Raw genomic sequence first — 17,248 nt, 5'->3', positions numbered from 1 at the left:
CGATTCAACCTGTAAGAAAAAAGAGTCCACCCCGCAAGGGTTGGACTCTTTTTTACATGCGAGCGTAGTGCGTTAGGTCAATACGCTTGGCCCAGTTGTCCCAAGATCGCTGGGTTTTCCAAGGTACTGATGTCTTGAGTAATTTCTTCGCCTTTGGCCAAGCTGCGCAGCAAACGGCGCATGATTTTGCCGGAGCGTGTCTTGGGCAAGTTCTCGCCAAAACGAATGTCTTTGGGCTTGGCAATCGGGCCAATTTCCTTGGCGATGTGATCGCGCAATTGTTTGGCAATGGCCTTGCCTTCGTCGCCTGTTGGCAAGGGGCGCTTGAGAACCACAAACGCGCAGATGGCCTCACCTGTGGTGTCGTCAGGACGACCCACCACAGCGGCTTCGGCCACCAGCTCAGTGCAGCTGACCAAGGCAGATTCAATTTCCATGGTGCCCATGCGGTGACCCGACACGTTCAACACATCGTCGATGCGACCGGTGATGGTGAAGTAGCCTGATTCGGCATCGCGAATGGCACCGTCGCCGGCCAAGTAGTACTTGCCCTTAAAGTCATCGGGGTAGTAGCTCTTCACGAATCGATCGGGGTCACCCCAGATGGTGCGAATCATGGAGGGCCAGGGGCGCTTCACCACCAAGATACCACCTTGGCCGTTGGGCATGTCTTTGCCCGTTTCGTCAACGATGGCGGCTTGAATGCCTGGGAAAGGCAGTGTGCAGGAACCGGGCACCATGGGTGTCACACCAGGCAATGGCGTGATCATGTGGCCACCGGTTTCGGTTTGCCAGAAGGTGTCGACGATGGGGCAACGACCGCCGCCCACGTGCTGGTGATACCACTCCCACGCTGCGGGGTTGATCGGCTCGCCCACAGAACCGAGCAAACGCAAGCTGCTGAGGTTGTAGCTCTTTGGATGCACAGCATCGTTGGCTTCAGCGGCTTTGATCAAGGAACGAATGGCAGTTGGTGCTGTGTAGAAAATGGAAACCTTGTGGTCTTGGATCATTTTCCAGAAGCGACCTGCGTCTGGGTAGGTGGGCACACCTTCAAACACAATTTCAGTACCGCCCAAAGCCAAGGGGCCGTAGGTGATGTAAGTGTGGCCCGTGACCCAACCGATGTCGGCAGTGCACCAGAACACATCGTCTTGCTTCAAATCGAAAGTCCATTTGGTGGTGAGTGCTGCGTGAAGCAAGTAGCCACCCGTAGAGTGCTGAACGCCTTTAGGTTTACCCGTTGAGCCAGAGGTGTACAACAAGAACAAAGGATGCTCTGCGCTCACCCACTCTGGCTCGCAAGTTGTTGCTTGCTTGGCGATTAAGTCGTGCATCCAAGTGTCGCGGCCAGCAGTCATGGCCACATCAGCGCCACTTCGTTTGACGACCAGGACATTCTTGATGCTGTCGCAACCACCCAATGACAAAGCTTCGTCCACAATGGATTTCAGGGGCAACTGCTTGCCACCGCGAATTTGGTGGTCGGCTGTGATCACTGCTTTGGCGCCTGTGTCCTCAATGCGATCGCGCAATGACTGGGCAGAGAAGCCACCAAACACCACGGAATGTGTCGCGCCAATGCGCGCGCAGGCTTGCATGGCTGCCACGCCGTCGATGGACATGGAAATATAAATGACAACGCGGTCACCTTTTTGGATGCCAATGGACTTGAGGCCGTTGGCAATTTGGCACGTTTTGGCCAACAATTCGCTGTAAGTGATGCGCGTGACTTCGCCGCCGTCGGCTTCAAAAATCAGGGCAGTTTTGTTGCCGAGGCCTTTTTCAATGTTGCGGTCCAAGCAGTTGTAGGAGGCATTCAATGTGCCATCTTCAAACCACTTGAAAAATGGGGCCTTGGATTCGTCCAGAACTTTGGTGAAAGGCGTTTTCCAAGTAATCAGCTCCTTGGCCAAACGTGCCCAGTAGCCTTCGTAGTCGGTTTCAGCCTCTTTGCACAGAGCAAGGTAAGCAGGCATGCCTGAAATATGGGCATTTTTGACGAAGTCAGCACTGGGTTGGTAAACGGTGGCGCTCATTCTGTGTCTCCTAGGGGAACTTGTTCGAAATAATCACCATGAATGTCGGTCTTGGCTCTTACATACCCCTGACTGACACCATTCTTTCAAGGGTCGGGCCACAGATAGCCCTCAGGGGTAGGAACGCCCCTTAAAATCCGGAATTACCCTCAATGAGCATCACCATGGCCGACAAACCCAAACTCAACCCTGCAGCCACGCCCCTTCGCCCTCTGCCCAAGTTGATCTTCGCCAGTCGTTGGTTACAACTGCCTTTGTACCTTGGCCTGATTGCAGCCCAAGCTGTCTACGCTTTTCACTTTTGGGTTGAGCTGGTTCATTTGCTGGAGGCCGCCTTTGGCAGTCAGGCCGCGTTGGAAGCCCTGATTTCCAGCATCGGCTACAAAGCCGACGCACCCGTGACCCACCTCAATGAAACCGTCATCATGTTGGTGGTTTTGGCCCTGATCGACGTGGTCATGATTTCCAATTTGCTCATCATGGTGATTGTGGGCGGCTATGAAACCTTTGTGTCCCGCATGAATTTAGAGGGGCACCCCGACCAGCCCGAATGGCTGGACCATGTGAACGCCTCCGTTTTGAAAGTCAAATTAGGCACCGCCATCATTGGCATCAGCTCCATTCATTTGCTCAAAACCTTCATCAATGCGGCCAACTACAGCGAAAAAGTTTTGATGTGGCAAACCATCATTCACATCACCTTTTTGCTCAGCGCCATCGCCATTGCTTACACCGACAAGCTGATGTCGCACCATGACAAAGTTGAAACGCATTGAATCGGCAAGCTGAATTTGCCGAGACTCCTTATCCAATTCAAATAGACCTCGTGAAAGACTGACATGACGACTTTGATCAAACAAGAAGACCTGGTTGAATCTGTTGCAGCGGCCCTGCAATACATCAGCTACTACCACCCTGCGGATTTCATTTCACATTTGGCCAGTGCTTATCACCGCGAGCAAAGCCCAGCTGCCAAAGACGCGATTGCGCAAATTTTGACCAACAGCAAAATGAGCGCCATCGGTCACCGCCCGATTTGCCAAGACACCGGCATTGTCAATGTGTTTTTAAAAATCGGCATGGACATCAAGTTCGACAACTTCACAGGCAGCCTGGAAGACGCCATCAACGAAGGTGTCCGACGCGGTTACAACTACGCAGACAACATGCTGCGCGCGTCTGTCGTCGCCGACCCCGAATTCGCCCGTAAGAACACGCAAGACAACTCCCCCGCGGTTATCTTCACGCAAATCGTCCCTGGCAACAAACTGGACATCACTGTGGCGGCCAAAGGCGGTGGCAGTGAGAACAAGTCCAAGATGGTCATGCTCAATCCCAGCGACAGCGTGATCGATTGGGTTCTGAAAACAGTGCCCACCATGGGCGCTGGCTGGTGCCCCCCTGGCATGTTGGGCATTGGCATTGGTGGCACTGCTGAAAAAGCCGTGTTGATGGCCAAAGAAAGTTTGATGGACGATTTGGACATGTACCAGTTGCTTGAGAAATCAAGCAAGGGCGAGAAGTTGACGCAAGTCGACAACATGCGCTTGGAAATTTACGAGAAGGTCAATGCTTTGGGCATTGGCGCGCAAGGTTTGGGCGGCCTCACCACCGTGCTAGACGTCAAGATCAAGATGTACCCTACCCACGCAGCCAGCAAGCCAGTGGCCATGATTCCTAATTGCGCGGCTACACGTCACGCGCACTTTGTGATGGACGGCTCTGGTCCTGTTTATTTGGATGTGCCATCCCTCGATTTGTGGCCAGATGTTAACTGGACGCCTGACACAGAAAAGAGCAAGCGCGTTGACCTGAACGCCCTCACGCCTGCCGAAGTGGCCAGCTGGAAACCTGGTCAAACCCTGCTGCTCAACGGCAAGATGCTGACAGGCCGCGATGCTGCCCACAAGCGCATTCAAGACATGTTGGCCAAGGGCGAGAAGTTGCCAGTCGACTTCACAAACCGCGTGATTTACTACGTTGGCCCCGTGGATCCCATCAAGGGCGAAGCTGTGGGTCCTGCAGGCCCAACGACCGCCACGCGCATGGACAAGTTCACAGAGATGATGCTGGCCCAAACCGGCCTCATTGCCATGGTGGGCAAAGCAGAGCGCGGACCTGTTGCCATTGAAGCCATTCAAAAGCACAAGTCTGCTTATTTGATGGCCGTGGGCGGTGCTGCTTACTTGGTTTCCAAAGCCATCAAACATGCCAAGGTGGTGGGCTTTGCCGACCTGGGCATGGAAGCCATTTACGAATTCGATGTGGTCGACATGCCCGTCACAGTTGCGGTGGACTCTGGTGGCACCAGCGCGCACATTACAGGCCCCGCCGAGTGGCAAAAACGCATCGCAACGGGTGAATTCAAAGGCATCAAAGTTGCCAGCAACTGAACCAAGCACTTCAGGCTTCATTGGCGTTTTTGACAGCGGCATTGGCGGCCTGAGTGTGTTGCAAGCCTTGCGTGCAGAAATGCCGCAAGAGCGCTTTGTTTACTGGGCCGACAGTGGCCATGCGCCTTACGGTGAGCGCAGCGATGCGTTTGTGATTGAACGCTGCATGCGCATCACGCAACAGTTGATGGCACAAGGCCCAGTCAAAGCCATTGTGGTGGCGTGCAACACGGCCACAGCAGCAGCCATTGAGCATTTAAGAGCGGCCTACCCTCAGGTGCCATTTGTGGGCGTGGAGCCAGCGCTGAAACCTGCCATTGCACTGACTCGCACAGGCAGGGTTGGCGTGATGGGCACACAAGGCACATTGAACAGCAGTCGCATTGAGAAGCTAAGGCAAATGGTTCTGGCGGAGGCCTCTCCCAAATCGTGTGAATTTGTGATGCAAGCTTGTGAAGGCTTGGCATTGGCCATTGAACAACAAACTGTCAAAGCACTCAGCGACACACTGGCCCTTGAAAATTTGTGCAAACAGCATCTACAGGCCATGGGGCCATTTGGACAAAACGCTGGTGAAATGGACACGCTAGTCTTGGGCTGTACACACTATGTGTTTGTAGAAGACATGTTGCGCAAGTGGGTTGGCCCCGCAGTCCAAATCATTTCAACGGGCGAAGCCGTCGCCAAACAAACTCATCGCTTGTTGACCGACGTCAACAGGATGCAAGCCCTTCCAAACAAATCGGGCGATGTTCAGCTTTGGACCACAGGTTCATTGCACGCGCTTGAAGCCGCAGCCAGTCGCTGGTTAGATTTAACTGCCGCGCACTGTCACCTTGCGCCGGTGGAGAGTCCGTTAAGCTGAAGCCCACAAACGCTCACCGCCGGCGTCTAGGTGCGTGAGGTAAACGCGAAGTTCAAACTCTGATTGCGCATAGTCTGGCGCCATGTGATGGCACAGTTTGTAAAAAGCTTTGTCGTGTTCGCGAACTTTCAAATGCGCCAGTTCATGCACCGCAATCATCTGCAAAAAAGCCATGGGGGTGTCTTTGAACAAAGCAGCCACTTTGATGTCACGCTTGGCTTTGAGCTTGCTGCCCTGAATGCGGGAGGTGCTGGTGTGCAAGCCCAATGCGTGCTGAATGATGTGCAGCTTGCTGTCAAATGTCACTTTGTTGATGGGATCGGCTTGGCGCAAGAATTCATTTTTCAAATCCATCACATAGGCATAGAGCGTGCTATCGGTGCGAACACCATGCGCCTGCGGATGCCGTGACAACAGCCAAGCACCCAGGCCTGGGCCATCGCTGATTTTTTGCACCTGCTGCAGCAGCGACTCTGGATAGGCTTGAAGGTATTTGAACCTTGAGGTCACGATGGACTGGCCGCTTGGCGTTGGCCTCGCTGAACATTCACAGGCAGCAACAACCACCACCCCACCACAAACAAAACGGTGGTTGATGCGATGGCCAAGCGTTGGTTACCGTCTGTCAACCAAGTGATCAAACCATAGCCCAAGGGACCCACAATGCTGGCCAATCGGATGGCGAAAGTCCAAAGGCCAAAGAATTCGGCCAAGCGATGCGCTGGAATGAACAAACCTGCCATGGCTCTGCCAGTGGACTGGCTGGAGCCCATGCAAATACCAGCCAAAGCAGCCGCCCACCAAAAGACTTCCTTGCTGCTGGTCAGTGCTGCCATCACACAGGTGATGCTCCAACCCACCAAGGTCAGCGACAAGGTCAATTTGTGCCCTATGCGATCTTGCGCATGACCAAAGACCAAAGCACCGACAAAGGCTGCGATGTTCAACACAAAAATCAACACCATGGTTTCTTGGGGCTGAAAACCAATGACTTGCTCGGCATAGATGGCTGCCAGCGTGATGGCCACGGCAACGCCGCCCTGATAGGCCACAGCGCAAGCCATCAACTGCATGAAATCTTTGTAGGCCTTGGCTTCTTGAAATGTTTGGCGCAGCTGCTGCCATTGGCTGCTGGCCTTGACGCGGTGCATTTGAGGCTTGGCATGCTCTTTCATCAAGACAAACGTGACCGAGGCAGCCAATGCGTAAATGACCGCAGTCACCCACATGGTGACGGGCACAAATTGCCCTGCAGTTTGCCCCTGCCCTTGCGCCCAGAGCACGTAGGCCAAACAAATGCCCAAGGTCAGCATGCCCCCCAAATAGCCCCAAGCCCAGCCCCAAGAACTGATGCGCCCCATGGCTTCTGGCTTGGCCAACTCGGGCAGGAAGGCAGCCGTCAAAGACTCACCATATGAATAAAAAGTGTTGGAGACGATGATGCAGACGACGGCCAAGGCCACTTGCCCTGGTCCAACCCACGACAGTGCAGCCGTGCTGAGCACGCAAGCCGCAGTGACCAGCATCAAAAGTTTTTTCTTGGCTGCGTGCCGGTCAGCCCATTCACCTAAGGCTGGCATGGTGAACATGACGATGGCATAGGAAAAGCTCAGGGCGCTGGTCCATGCCAGGGTGGCCCATTCGGCTTTGTCGGCCACTGCACCCACGAAGTAAGCGGCAAACACAGCCGTAATGACCACGGTGGTGTAACCTGAGTTGGCAAAGTCGTACATGGCCCAGCCAAAGACTTCTCTGCGTTTGACACCTGAATTCAGCATGGCAATGGGGCCTGCGCTTGATGAAGAACTGACTTAATGCAAATGACGCGGTCTACGGCCGCCACCATGACCGCCTGAAGGGCCACCGCTGTTGCCTTTGGGTGGCTTGCCCAACTCGAGAGAGCTGACCAAGTTGTCAAAGCGTTGTGAAAACAGTTTGTCGATTTCGTGAACCACACCGCCCAATTCAGCGCCATCAAAGTGACGCTCCATGAGACCCACCACATCTTGTACCAGCAAGTCGCGCTGCGCTTGCATGATGGCTGCAGGATCGGGGCCTACAAACAAGATGACGAAATCATCGCGTGATTCAGTCCCGCGTGTTTCTTCTTCGTCGTCAAATTCGGTATCGTAGAAAGTAACCTCAAGCTGTGCGCCTGCAGCCGAAACTTCGTTGATGTTCATGCACAAATCGTCGAGGACTTGCCGAAAATCGTCGTCGCCACGAACTGTCCAACACAGCTGAAGTTTGTGCGCTTCTGCATCAAAGCGAATGCCAGGTTCTTCTTCGTAGAGACTTTGAGCGCCCTCCGTGAGAGAGCGGCCACCCGCGTATTTCCAAAGGGGCTTGGTGGCTTCTTGCAAGGCTTTGAAGTCGACATCGTCTCGCAACAGGACTTCACCATGAACATGAATTTCAAAGGGGGTACTGAAGGATGTCATGGCTGTCTACTTGGTCAGTGGTGCCCCGGGCCGGAATCGAACCGGCACGCCCGCTATGAACGAAGCGGCGGATTTTAAGTCCGATGTGTCTACCAATTTCACCACCGGGGCTAAAGCTCTATTGTGCCTTCAAGTTGAGCTTTCTGGCATTAAAAAGCCCTCCAAAGAGGGCTTTTCTTGAGTCTAAAGTGAAAACTTCAGAGTCAAAGAAGAAGAGGTATCAACCGCCTTTTTTGGCGCGCTTGCCTGGGTTCTTTTTGCTGCGAGTTGCAACACCGCGCTCTAAGCTGACGCGCTGACCACGGCCGCTGGTGGGCAAAGTGACGCCAGGCAGTGGCTTCAAAGGGGGTGTGAATTTACGGTCAGCTTCGGTAACGATCTTATTGCCCATCTATGGCTCCAGGAAAAAAAGTTCAAGGCGATATTAAGCCACAGATTCGAGGCCTCTCCGGTTCAACACCCGAAATTAGCCTTCAATCTTCATGACCTTGCGACGCTTCCTGGGCTTCACTGAGCGATTTCAGGCTTCTCACCCTCGAAAACGTGATCACGATGGCTTGAACCGCAAAGCCAGCCACCACAACCAGCAAACTGGCCAGATCGGAGCCCATTTCACCCACGAAGCCCCCCAACAAGGCACCCAGAGGGCGGGCCCCTGTGCCGGCCACAATGTTGATGGCCGTCACTCGGCCCATCATGGGATTGGGGGTGACGCTTTGTCGCAGCGTGGTCGAGGTGATGGTCCAAATGATGGGGCCAAAACCAAACAGGAAATAAGCAAAACAGGCCACCAGCACCGAAGGCAACCAATGCGTTGAGGTCATCACGCAGGCCGCCGCGACCGAGAAAAACGGACCGAGCAAGATGGCTTGGCCAAATGGCATCAACGAGACAATGCGCGAGGCCAATAAGGAGCCTGCGATCATGCCCACGCCATAACAGGCCATGGTCAGCCCCACTTCACTTGAACCCATGCCCAGTGTGCGGATGGCATAGGGTACATAGATGGCTTGCAATACAAACCACGAAATATTCCAGGCAATCGAGGTCAACAAAATAGGTCGAAGCAAATGGCTAGACCACACAAAATGCGCGCCATCTTTAAGCTCTAACCAAGGGTGACGATCGGGTGCAGCTTGTCGAACGGGTTCTTGAATTTGCCTTAAAAACCCAACAGCGGCCAAAGACAACATCAAGGACAAAACGAAAGAAGTTGAAGCGCCCATCCAAGCAATCAAAGCGCCCGCCAAGGCAGGACCACCCGCAAACGCCATGCTTCGAGCCAACTCCAAACGACCATTGGCTTGTGCCAATTGTTGACTGCCAACCAATGCAGGAACCAAAGATGGCGCACTCACACTGAAGCCCACAGTACCCACTGCCGCCAAAAATCCAACGCAAGCCAACAAGGGCACGCTGATTTGTTCTAGCAACATCGCCACAATGAGAACCAAAAGGGCACAAACACGCAGCACCTCAGACATCAACATGAGCCTCTTGCGCGACATGCGATCGGCAAGCAATCCCAAGGGAATGGAGAGCAATAAAAAAGGCAGCGATTGAACCGCTGCAATGACACCAATTTCACCAGGGCCTGCTTTGAGCATCAGCACCGCCACGATGGGCACAGCAGCCAAGGTCAACTGCTCAGCCGATTGCGCCATGAGATTGGAGAAAGCCAGCTTGTGAAACGCGGAAGGCAAGGCGTTTGAATTTGAGTTCATCGAGGACATTTTTGGCTGGGCTTTTGTCTGCTATCTTCAGGCCTTCATTTTGCCTTGATTTCCACACACGCCATGAGCCTTCAATCTGTCAAAGACTTCTTTTCCAATCGTCAAATCGACATTGACATCATTGAGCTACCGGTCAGCACAGCCACGGTTGCGCTGGCGGCTGAAGCCCATGGGGTCGAACCGGGTCAGATTGCCAAAACATTGGCCTTTCAGTTAAGCGATGGCCGTGTGGCTTTGGTCGTTGCCAAGGGTGATGCACGGATTGACAACAAAAAATTCAAAGATGCGTTGGGCAAGGGAAAAATGCTAGACCTTGATGCAGTGGCTGAGATCACCGGCCATCCGGTTGGCGGTGTTTGTCCTTTTGGATTGGCGTCCCCACTGCCCGTCTACATGGACGTTTCTTTGAAAATTTACGAAGAAGTCATCCCAGCTGCAGGCTCCATCAACAGTGCCGTTCGCATCAGCCCAGAAAAAATGGCAGACATCACCCAAGCAGAATGGGTCGATGTCTGCCAATCACAATGAGCGCCTGATGGGATCAGGCCTTAAAGCTTCAGCGTTCACTTCATTTGAAGTACATCATTTGCCGTACAAATAGTTAGGCAACCACAGCGTGAGCTCTGGCCAGATGTACATCAAGATCAAGCACAAGATCACGATGAACATGTAAGGCATCATGCCTGCAAAGATCTGATTGATGGTGACGTGCGGTGGCGACACCCCTTTCAGATAGAACGCAGACATGGCCACCGGTGGCGACAAGAATGCGGCTTGCAAGTTCACAAACACCATCACGCCCCACAGCATGGGATCAATCTGGAAATGGGCCAGAAGTGGCAAAAAGATGGGCACAAAAATCACAATGATCTCGGTCCACTCTAATGGCCAACCCAAGACAAAAATGATGGCTTGAGAAAGCAGCAGGAATTGAATGGGCGTGAGGTTCAACGCCATCACCCATTCCTCGACCAAACGCTGACCACCCAAAATAGCAAACACGGCAGAGAACAAGGCTGAGCCCACAAACAACCAGCACACCATGGAGGTGGTTTTGGCTGTCAAGAACACTGCTTGTTTGATTTTTTCAAAATCCAGCGTCCCTGCAGACCACGCCATCAAGAATGCACCTGCTGCACCCACCGCAGCCGATTCAGTGGCTGTGGTGATACCAAACAAAATGACGCCCAGCACCACGAAGGTGAGAATGCCCAAAGGCATGACAGAGCGAACCAACATGTTCAGAATTTCATACTGCTCAGCATCAAAGTGCCAGTAGTAGTAAGCCAGCATGGCAGCACACAAACCACACGCAATCCAGAAGCCTAGGTAAAAGCCTTCAGGAACGGGTTCTGTTTTGGGTGCATCAGATGTGTCGCCATCACCCAAAGCCTGCAACGGCGCATCTGACTCTTCAGCCTTGGCTGAAGTGCTTTCTGCGCCAGGCGGCAATTGAACCCCTTGCGAAGATGACGCTGTCTTCACAGTTTCTGCCCCTGGGGGCTCTTGAACACCTTGTGAACCTGGAGGCTCTTGCAATCCACCAGCACCAGGTGGCTCCTTCAAGTCGCTAGCGCCTGGTGGCTCTTGCACCCCAGAGCGCTCCGTTGCAACGGGCGCAGGAGCGGCATTGGCCTCACCTGCAGGTGCAGCAGTTGGGGCTTCCGCTTGAGCCGTTTGTGTTGCCACCACTTGGGCCGCAGCCGCATTGTTTTCTTCTTGAGAATGAATGACCACATACCACCAGACAGCACCCATGGTGACCACCGTCATCAAGATGGGAACCAAACTCATGACAAAACTTTTGGCGATGAAGCCCCATGTCACCACCACGCTGTCAGCAGATTTCTTCAAAACTTTGCCAGGTGACAAAAGCGCTTGAAAAAGTGCCAAGAAATATTTGGGCGCGTAATGGTCCGCAATTTTTTGCACTTCTGGCGAAATGTTCGCGCGTGTTTGCTCAGCTGGCAGTTTGGGCGCGACTTTGGGATCGATCAATACCCAGCCAATGACGTAGATGAGGTACAAGGTTGCCAAGAAAAATCCTGGGAACATAGCCGCCGCATACAACTTCACCACCGATTGTCCGGCAACCGCCGCGTACACAATGATCATCACCGAAGGCGGAATCAAGATACCCAAAGTTCCGCCCGCGGTGATGACGCCTGCTGCCAAGCGAGTGTCATACCCAGCGTTGAGCATAGGACGCATGGCAATCACGCCCATCAACACCACCACAGCGCCCACCAAACCACTGGCAATACCCCAGAAGGTGCAAATGACCAAAGTGGCCACCGCCAATGAGCCTGGCAATTTGCGGAAGGCCAATTGAACACTGTGGAACATTTTGTCAACCAAGGCGCCCCGCTCCATCACATACCCCATCAGCACAAAGAGCGGGATAGAAAGCAAGGTGTCATTGGTCATGGCACCAAAGGTGCGCTGAACCATGAGGTTGAAAATTTTGTTGTCAAACCATGGGGCCGACGGATCGTAGAAAGCGCCAAAGCCAAAGGCCATGCCCAAACCCATCAAGGTGAATGCTGTTGGGAAGCCCAACATGATCACCACCACGATGAGTGAGAGCATCAAGAGACCGAGTGCGGGATCGCTCATGCTTGGCCTCCTTTCGCGCGTTGGTGGGCAGATTCTTCAATGTTTTTGGCATTGGCAATGGCTTCCATTGCCGCGTCATGGTCTACCAATGTGCTGCTTGCCAACTGCTGCTCCACAACGTCAATCTCGTCTGCATCTTTCAGTCGTGGCGTCCATTCGCCGGTGCGTATGCAGACAGCACAACGCAGAATTTCAGCCAAACCTTGCATGAAAACAATGAGGCCCGCCAGCGGAATGACCGACTTGAAGGGATACAAAGGCAATGGATCGGCGTTGAATGTTTGCTCATGGATGGCCCATGAGTCGGCTGCATAGTTCCAACCTGCCCAGGTGAGCGCAATCACGCCGGGGATGAAGAACAAGATGTACAACACCAAATCAAGCCAAGCTTGTGTTTTGGGTTTGGCACTGCCATAGAAAAAATCGCCGCGCACATGACCATCCTGACATAAGGTATAGGCGCCGCCCATCATGAAGAGCGTCCCATACATCATGTTACTGGCATCAAAAATCCAGGCTGTGGGGGCATTCAATGCGTAGCGCTTGAAAACTTCCACAACCACCAACAACATGAGCCCAACGATCAGCCAGGCAAATGCTTTTCCTACCCACGTGCTGATTTGGTCAGCTGTGTGTAGCAGTGTTTGCGTATTCATATAAAACCGATAAAAAAATTAACAACCAAAAGCAAAATACCCATCCTGACTCAAACCAGGATGGGCAAGCTCTAAAAAAACGAAAGTATCTTAGGCTTTTTTGTTGAAGTAGCGGTTGTACGCCATCTTGAAGTCGACCATGTAGTCGTTCTGCCACTGACCTGCACGCTGCGCAAAAGCCATTTGTGAGTCCATGACTTTCTTGAAGAATGGGTTTTCAGCAGACTTCTTGGCAACCACTTTGTCCCACGCATCGAGCTGCGCCTTCAAGATGGCGTCAGGCGTTTTGTAGAACTTGATGCCCTGCTTCTTCATCTCTGTGTAATCTTTGGAGTTGCGATCGATGGCTTTCCAGCTCATCTCTGCTGAAGAGGCTTGCACGGCATATTCAATGATGGACTTCAACTCTGCGGGCAATGCATTGAGCTTGCCTTTGTTGAACAAGATTTCAAATTGTTCACCGCTTTGGTGGAAGCTTTGCAACATGCAGTTTTTAACCACATCAGGGAAACCCAACACACGGTCTGAAGAAGCATTGTTGAACTCGGCCGCGTCAATCAATCCACGGTCCAAGGCAGGCACAATTTCGCCACCTGGCAAGGGGTTCACGGAAGCACCCAGTTCTGTGAAGATGTCGACAGCCAAGCCAACCGTACGGTACTTCAAGCCTTTCAAGTCAGCCACTTTGGCAATCGGCTTCTTGAACCAGCCCAAAGGCTGCGTTGGCATAGGGCCGTAGACATAAGACGCCACGTCAATGTTCAATGACTTGTAAATTTCTTCGAGCAACTGCTTGCCGCCGCCGTAGTTGTGCCATGACAAAACCATGTTGGGGTCCATACCGAAGGCAGGGCCAGAACCCCACAAAGCCAAGGCAGAGCTTTTGCCATAGTGGTAAGCCAACACACCGTGGCCACCATCGAGTGTGCCCTTGTTCACCGCGTCCAACAATTGGAAGGCTGGCACCACGGCGCCAGAGGGCAACACTTCAATCTTCAAGCGACCGCTGGCCATGTCGTTGACTTTTTTGGCAAAGTCGTTCGCGTATTCATGGAAGATGTCCTTGGCAGGCCAAGTACTTTGGAAGCGCAAGCTGACCGTGTCTGCTTTAGAGATCATGGGAGCGGCTAACGCGCCTGCTGCAACAGCACCTTTCAAAAGGCCGCGGCGAGAAGATGATGTTTTCTTTTCTGTCATGGTTATTTCCTTAAGTTGACCAAATCAAATCCACCAGAAATGATGCACAGGACATGGATTTCACAACTCAGGGTTAGTACCGAATTTGATGAGAATATTTTCTCAAAGTGTCAATCAAAATAGACAAAATATCCCAAGTGATACACCGTTAATTTCCCTCGTGCTAGGCACAATAGGCAGGTCATCAAAGGAGACACCATGGAAGCACAAGAAACCGCAGAACTGATCGAACAAACGGGCCACGGCGACAAATCGCAAAACCGATCTGCGCTCACCATCTCCATCTTGGCCATGGTTCTGGCCATTGCCAGTTTGGGCGGTTCCAATGCGATGAAAGAGGCCACACAAGAAAACATCTTGGCAGCCAATGCCTATGCTTTTTACCAAGCCAAAAACATTCGTCAAACCACATACAAGTTGGCAGTTGCCGATTTAGAACTGCAAATGGCGCGAGAGCCCAACATGAATGCCAATGCCAAGGCCATGTTTGATAAAAAGATAGAGGATTACAAAAAAACGGTTGAGCGTTATGAGTCGGAACCCGACACCAAGGAAGGCAAGAAGGAGTTGATGGCTCGCGCCAAAGAACATGAAGCAAGCAGAGACCATGCGATGCGGCAAGACCCTTGGTTTGACTATGCAGAAGGCATGTTGCAAATCGCCATTGTGTTGCTGTCGGTTTCCATTGTGGCCTCTGTGCCAGCACTTTATTGGGCGGGTTCTGTTTTAGGGGCCTTAGGCTTTCTCAGCACAATCAACGGCTACTTTTTACTTTTCTAATTCCAGCTGACTTACAAGCATGACGCCCTCCCTTCAATCGGCCGTAGAGTTTATTCAATCTTGCGAAACGCCTTGGTCGCGAGACACCTCTGCGCCATGGGGCATTCACGATGTTGATCCGGCCCCCTACAACCGTTTGTATGGGCCTGTACACGGCCGGGGCCCCGTCTCTGGCATCATTTATCACAAGCACCAATTGCTGGCTGCTTGGGGTGAGCCTCGAAAATCGGACCTGACTTTCAGCGTGGCCAAAACCTATTTGGCCTTGTTGGCAGGTGTTGCTTTTGATCGCGGCCTTTTAAGCGATGTGCACGAACCTGTCATTGCAAAATGTCCAGGCATCGGCTTTGAAGGCGAGCGTTTATCACGAATCACCTGGCACCATCTGCTACAGCAAACCAGCGAATGGGAAGGCACCTGTCTGGGAATTCCCGAGCAAGTCGATCGGTACCGGTGGGTGTCCTATCAACCAGGTCAGGCCGACGGTAAAAAAGGCGACGCCAGACCGCTTGGCCAACCTGGATCGCGGTTTGAGTACAACGATGTGCGCATCAACCAGTTGTCTTTGGCACTTTTACATTTGTTCAAGCGCCCCTTGCCTGAAGTCTTTGAAGAATCCATTCTTCAACCCGTGGGATGCCAAGACCCCTTTCAATGGCAAGGTTACGAACAGGGCTGGACCCAAGTGGCAGGTCAACGAATGATGTCTGTACCAGGCGGCAGCCACTGGGGTGGCGGCGTGTCCATCTCGGCCATGGACCAGGCCAAAATAGGCCTCATGCTCATGGGCAATGGCCAATTGAACGGAAAGCAAGTACTGTCTCATCAATGGCTTGAGATGATGCAGCAGGCCTGTGACATTGCACCCTACTACGGCTATCTGATTTGGCTCAACCAATATGGCCAGCTGTTCAAAGATGCACCCCGTACTTCTTGGTTTGCCATTGGCGCAGGTTCCTCTGTGACATGGGTCGACCCGCAACTTGAATTGGTTTGCGTGATGCGCTGGATTGATGCCCCAAAAACAAACGACTGCATCGCCAAAGTGATGCAGTCGTTGTCGATGTAAATCACTGAAGGCTGTGAGCCTTCAGCAAGTCTTCATTTGGCAAACAAGCTGGCTGGATTTGCAAAGGCTTTGAACTCAACAGCATTACCGCACGGGTCTAAAAAGAACATGGTGGCCTGCTCGCCCACCTGACCTTTGAAGCGAATGTGCGGTTCAATGACGAATTTGATGCCGGCTTTTTTCAGCTTCTCAGCCAGCGCTTCCCACTGGCCCATTTCCATCACCAAACCAAAGTGGCGAACGGGCACGTTGTCACCATCAACCGCGCTGGTGTTGCGATGGCCGGCCTCATCTGGCGACAAATGGGCAACGATTTGATGACCATAAAAATTGAAGTCAACCCACTCGTCACTTGAACGACCTTCTGGGCAACCTAACAAGTCGCCATAGAAAGAACGCGCCGTGGCCAAAGAGGTAACTGGAAAAGCAAGGTGAAAGGGTTGCATGTTGATTCAAGTTGATACAAATAAAACGACATTCTGCCTCAAGCTGAGCCCGAGGTGTAGCGGTCGATGTGAGTCAAAGTAACCCGCTTAGGCTTTCAAAGTTTTCTGAAACAAGGCCAAGGTACGGCTCCAAGACAAGTCGGCTGCGGCCTGTTGATACCTGGGCGTCGAGTTGTTGTGAAAGCCGTGTTGCGTGCCTGCATAGAGATGTGCGGCATAGGCCGTGCCCTGCGCCTTGAGGCCCGCTTCAAAAGCAGGCCAACTGACGTTGATGCGCGGATCGTTTTCAGCAAAATGCAAGACCATTTCGGCTTTGATTTTGCTCACCTTGTCTGCTGAAGGGGCGATGCCGTAATAAGGCGCACCAGCTTTGACACCATCACCTAAAGCTGCAGCAATTTCACTTGTCATGCCACCGCCCCAGCAAAAACCAGTCACCCCCAATTTGCCATTCGACAGCGCATGGTTTTTCAAGAAAATGGCGCTGTTCAACATGTCGGTTTGAAGCTGCGAGGGGTTGAGCTTGTCTTGCAACAACTTGCCTTCTTCGTCATTGCCTGGGTAACCACCCATTGGATAAAGCCCGTCGGGCGCCAATGCCAAAAAGCCTGCGGCAGCCAAACGACGTGCCACATCCTCAATGTAAGGGTTCAAACCGCGGTTTTCATGAATCACCAAGACCACTGGAAATTGCGTGGCGGTTGGCGAAGTCGGTTGAACCAGATAGCCACGCATCTCACCGGAACTGCCGCCCGGTGAGGCATATTTCACATAACTGGCCTTGATCCTGGGATCGGTGAACGAAATGGTTTGAGCGCTGGCATACCGCGGAAAGAGGGCTTGCGCCATGGCCATGCCCCCCACAGCGATGGCACTGGCTTTGGCCAGAAATTCTCGTCGGTCCATGGCGCCATGGCAGTACTCATCGTAAAGCGCATAAATTTTGGGATGAATGGTGGCAGGCTGAACAGTCGATTGAGGTTGATGCACGATCACTCCTTGAAGTTTGAGTC

17 protein-coding genes and 1 tRNA gene are annotated in these 17,248 nt (G+C 52.7%); 6 read left to right on the top strand and 12 right to left on the bottom strand.

The features are described 5' to 3' along the window. Positions 1 to 77: 77 nt before the first annotated feature. Entirely contained in the window at positions 78 to 2,039 is a 1,962-nt protein-coding gene (gene acs, locus B9Z46_RS07625) for an acetate--CoA ligase (RefSeq protein ID WP_108255364.1), read from the bottom strand. Positions 2,040 to 2,203: 164 nt separating this feature from the next. Here acs and B9Z46_RS07620 point away from each other — a divergent pair, with 164 nt between their 5' ends. The 3 genes from B9Z46_RS07620 to murI all read left to right on the top strand — a co-directional run bounded on the left by B9Z46_RS07620 (position 2,204) and on the right by murI (position 5,297). Next, the gene (locus tag B9Z46_RS07620) at positions 2,204 to 2,815 is read left to right on the top strand and encodes a TIGR00645 family protein (protein WP_055361991.1); all 612 of its coding nucleotides are present in this window, start codon (positions 2,204 to 2,206) and stop codon (positions 2,813 to 2,815) included. A 63-nt stretch (positions 2,816 to 2,878) separates the two neighbouring features. After that, entirely contained in the window at positions 2,879 to 4,432 is a 1,554-nt protein-coding gene (locus B9Z46_RS07615) for a fumarate hydratase (protein ID WP_055361084.1), read from the top strand. Further along, entirely contained in the window at positions 4,419 to 5,297 is an 879-nt protein-coding gene (gene murI, locus B9Z46_RS07610; RefSeq protein ID WP_108255362.1) for a glutamate racemase, read from the top strand. The genes B9Z46_RS07615 and murI overlap by 14 nt, the downstream gene beginning before the upstream one ends. Here murI and B9Z46_RS07605 read toward each other — a convergent pair. The 6 genes from B9Z46_RS07605 to B9Z46_RS07585 form a co-directional block, all read right to left on the bottom strand. Further along, positions 5,289 to 5,807, bottom strand: a complete 519-nt coding sequence (locus B9Z46_RS07605) for a YgjP-like metallopeptidase domain-containing protein (protein WP_055361085.1) — start codon at positions 5,805 to 5,807, stop codon at positions 5,289 to 5,291. The genes murI and B9Z46_RS07605 overlap by 9 nt on opposite strands. Then, entirely contained in the window at positions 5,804 to 7,075 is a 1,272-nt protein-coding gene (locus B9Z46_RS07600; RefSeq protein ID WP_108255360.1) for an MFS transporter, read from the bottom strand. The genes B9Z46_RS07605 and B9Z46_RS07600 overlap by 4 nt, the downstream gene beginning before the upstream one ends. A 33-nt stretch (positions 7,076 to 7,108) precedes the next feature. Continuing rightward, on the bottom strand, positions 7,109 to 7,738 hold the full coding sequence (locus tag B9Z46_RS07595; protein WP_055361087.1) for a DUF6806 family protein: 630 nt from the start codon (positions 7,736 to 7,738) through the stop codon (positions 7,109 to 7,111). Between the two features lie 18 nt (positions 7,739 to 7,756). After that, positions 7,757 to 7,849, bottom strand: a tRNA-Leu gene (locus B9Z46_RS07590). A gap of 109 nt (positions 7,850 to 7,958) precedes the next feature. Next, positions 7,959 to 8,129, bottom strand: coding sequence for a hypothetical protein (locus B9Z46_RS15215; RefSeq protein WP_194942722.1), 171 nt, complete (start codon positions 8,127 to 8,129; stop codon positions 7,959 to 7,961). An 82-nt stretch (positions 8,130 to 8,211) separates the two neighbouring features. Continuing rightward, a complete protein-coding gene (locus B9Z46_RS07585; protein ID WP_108255816.1) occupies positions 8,212 to 9,462 on the bottom strand; it encodes an MFS transporter in 1,251 nt (416 codons plus the stop codon). A 72-nt stretch (positions 9,463 to 9,534) separates the two neighbouring features. Here B9Z46_RS07585 and B9Z46_RS07580 point away from each other — a divergent pair, with 72 nt between their 5' ends. Further along, positions 9,535 to 9,999 (top strand): YbaK/EbsC family protein, encoded by a 465-nt coding sequence (locus B9Z46_RS07580; protein WP_108255358.1) that lies wholly within the window; start codon positions 9,535 to 9,537, stop codon positions 9,997 to 9,999. 54 nt (positions 10,000 to 10,053) lie between these two features. Here the strand turns inward: B9Z46_RS07580 and B9Z46_RS07575 are convergent, their stop codons facing one another. The 3 genes from B9Z46_RS07575 to B9Z46_RS07565 form a co-directional block, all read right to left on the bottom strand. Beyond that, positions 10,054 to 12,087: a TRAP transporter large permease subunit gene (locus tag B9Z46_RS07575; RefSeq protein WP_108255356.1), complete on the bottom strand. Its 2,034-nt coding sequence runs from the start codon at positions 12,085 to 12,087 to the stop codon at positions 10,054 to 10,056. Continuing rightward, positions 12,084 to 12,743, bottom strand: a complete 660-nt coding sequence (locus B9Z46_RS07570) for a TRAP transporter small permease subunit (protein ID WP_055361090.1) — start codon at positions 12,741 to 12,743, stop codon at positions 12,084 to 12,086. The genes B9Z46_RS07575 and B9Z46_RS07570 overlap by 4 nt, the downstream gene beginning before the upstream one ends. Before the next feature lie 90 nt (positions 12,744 to 12,833). Beyond that, positions 12,834 to 13,940 (bottom strand): TRAP transporter substrate-binding protein, encoded by a 1,107-nt coding sequence (locus tag B9Z46_RS07565; RefSeq protein WP_055361091.1) that lies wholly within the window; start codon positions 13,938 to 13,940, stop codon positions 12,834 to 12,836. A 198-nt stretch (positions 13,941 to 14,138) separates the two neighbouring features. Here B9Z46_RS07565 and B9Z46_RS07560 point away from each other — a divergent pair, with 198 nt between their 5' ends. Both B9Z46_RS07560 and B9Z46_RS07555 read left to right on the top strand, forming a co-directional pair. Beyond that, positions 14,139 to 14,720 carry a DUF4337 domain-containing protein gene (locus tag B9Z46_RS07560; protein ID WP_055361092.1) on the top strand — a complete coding sequence of 194 codons (582 nt, stop codon included), beginning with the start codon at positions 14,139 to 14,141 and terminating at the stop codon, positions 14,718 to 14,720. Between the two features lie 19 nt (positions 14,721 to 14,739). Next, complete coding sequence (locus B9Z46_RS07555) at positions 14,740 to 15,789, top strand: serine hydrolase (protein WP_108255354.1); 1,050 nt, start codon at positions 14,740 to 14,742, stop codon at positions 15,787 to 15,789. 32 nt (positions 15,790 to 15,821) lie between these two features. Here B9Z46_RS07555 and B9Z46_RS07550 read toward each other — a convergent pair whose 3' ends face one another. Both B9Z46_RS07550 and B9Z46_RS07545 read right to left on the bottom strand, forming a co-directional pair. Beyond that, the gene (locus tag B9Z46_RS07550) at positions 15,822 to 16,235 is read right to left on the bottom strand and encodes a VOC family protein (RefSeq protein ID WP_055361094.1); all 414 of its coding nucleotides are present in this window, start codon (positions 16,233 to 16,235) and stop codon (positions 15,822 to 15,824) included. An 87-nt stretch (positions 16,236 to 16,322) separates the two neighbouring features. After that, positions 16,323 to 17,225, bottom strand: a complete 903-nt coding sequence (locus tag B9Z46_RS07545) for a dienelactone hydrolase family protein (RefSeq protein ID WP_233245941.1) — start codon at positions 17,223 to 17,225, stop codon at positions 16,323 to 16,325. Positions 17,226 to 17,248: the final 23 nt, after the last annotated feature.

Source organism: Limnohabitans sp. Hippo4, from assembly GCF_003063605.1.
In the GTDB taxonomy this organism is placed as follows: domain Bacteria; phylum Pseudomonadota; class Gammaproteobacteria; order Burkholderiales; family Burkholderiaceae_C; genus Limnohabitans_A.
The sequence above is the reverse complement of the archived record's forward strand: the minus strand, read 5'-3'. Positions and strand labels throughout refer to the sequence as shown.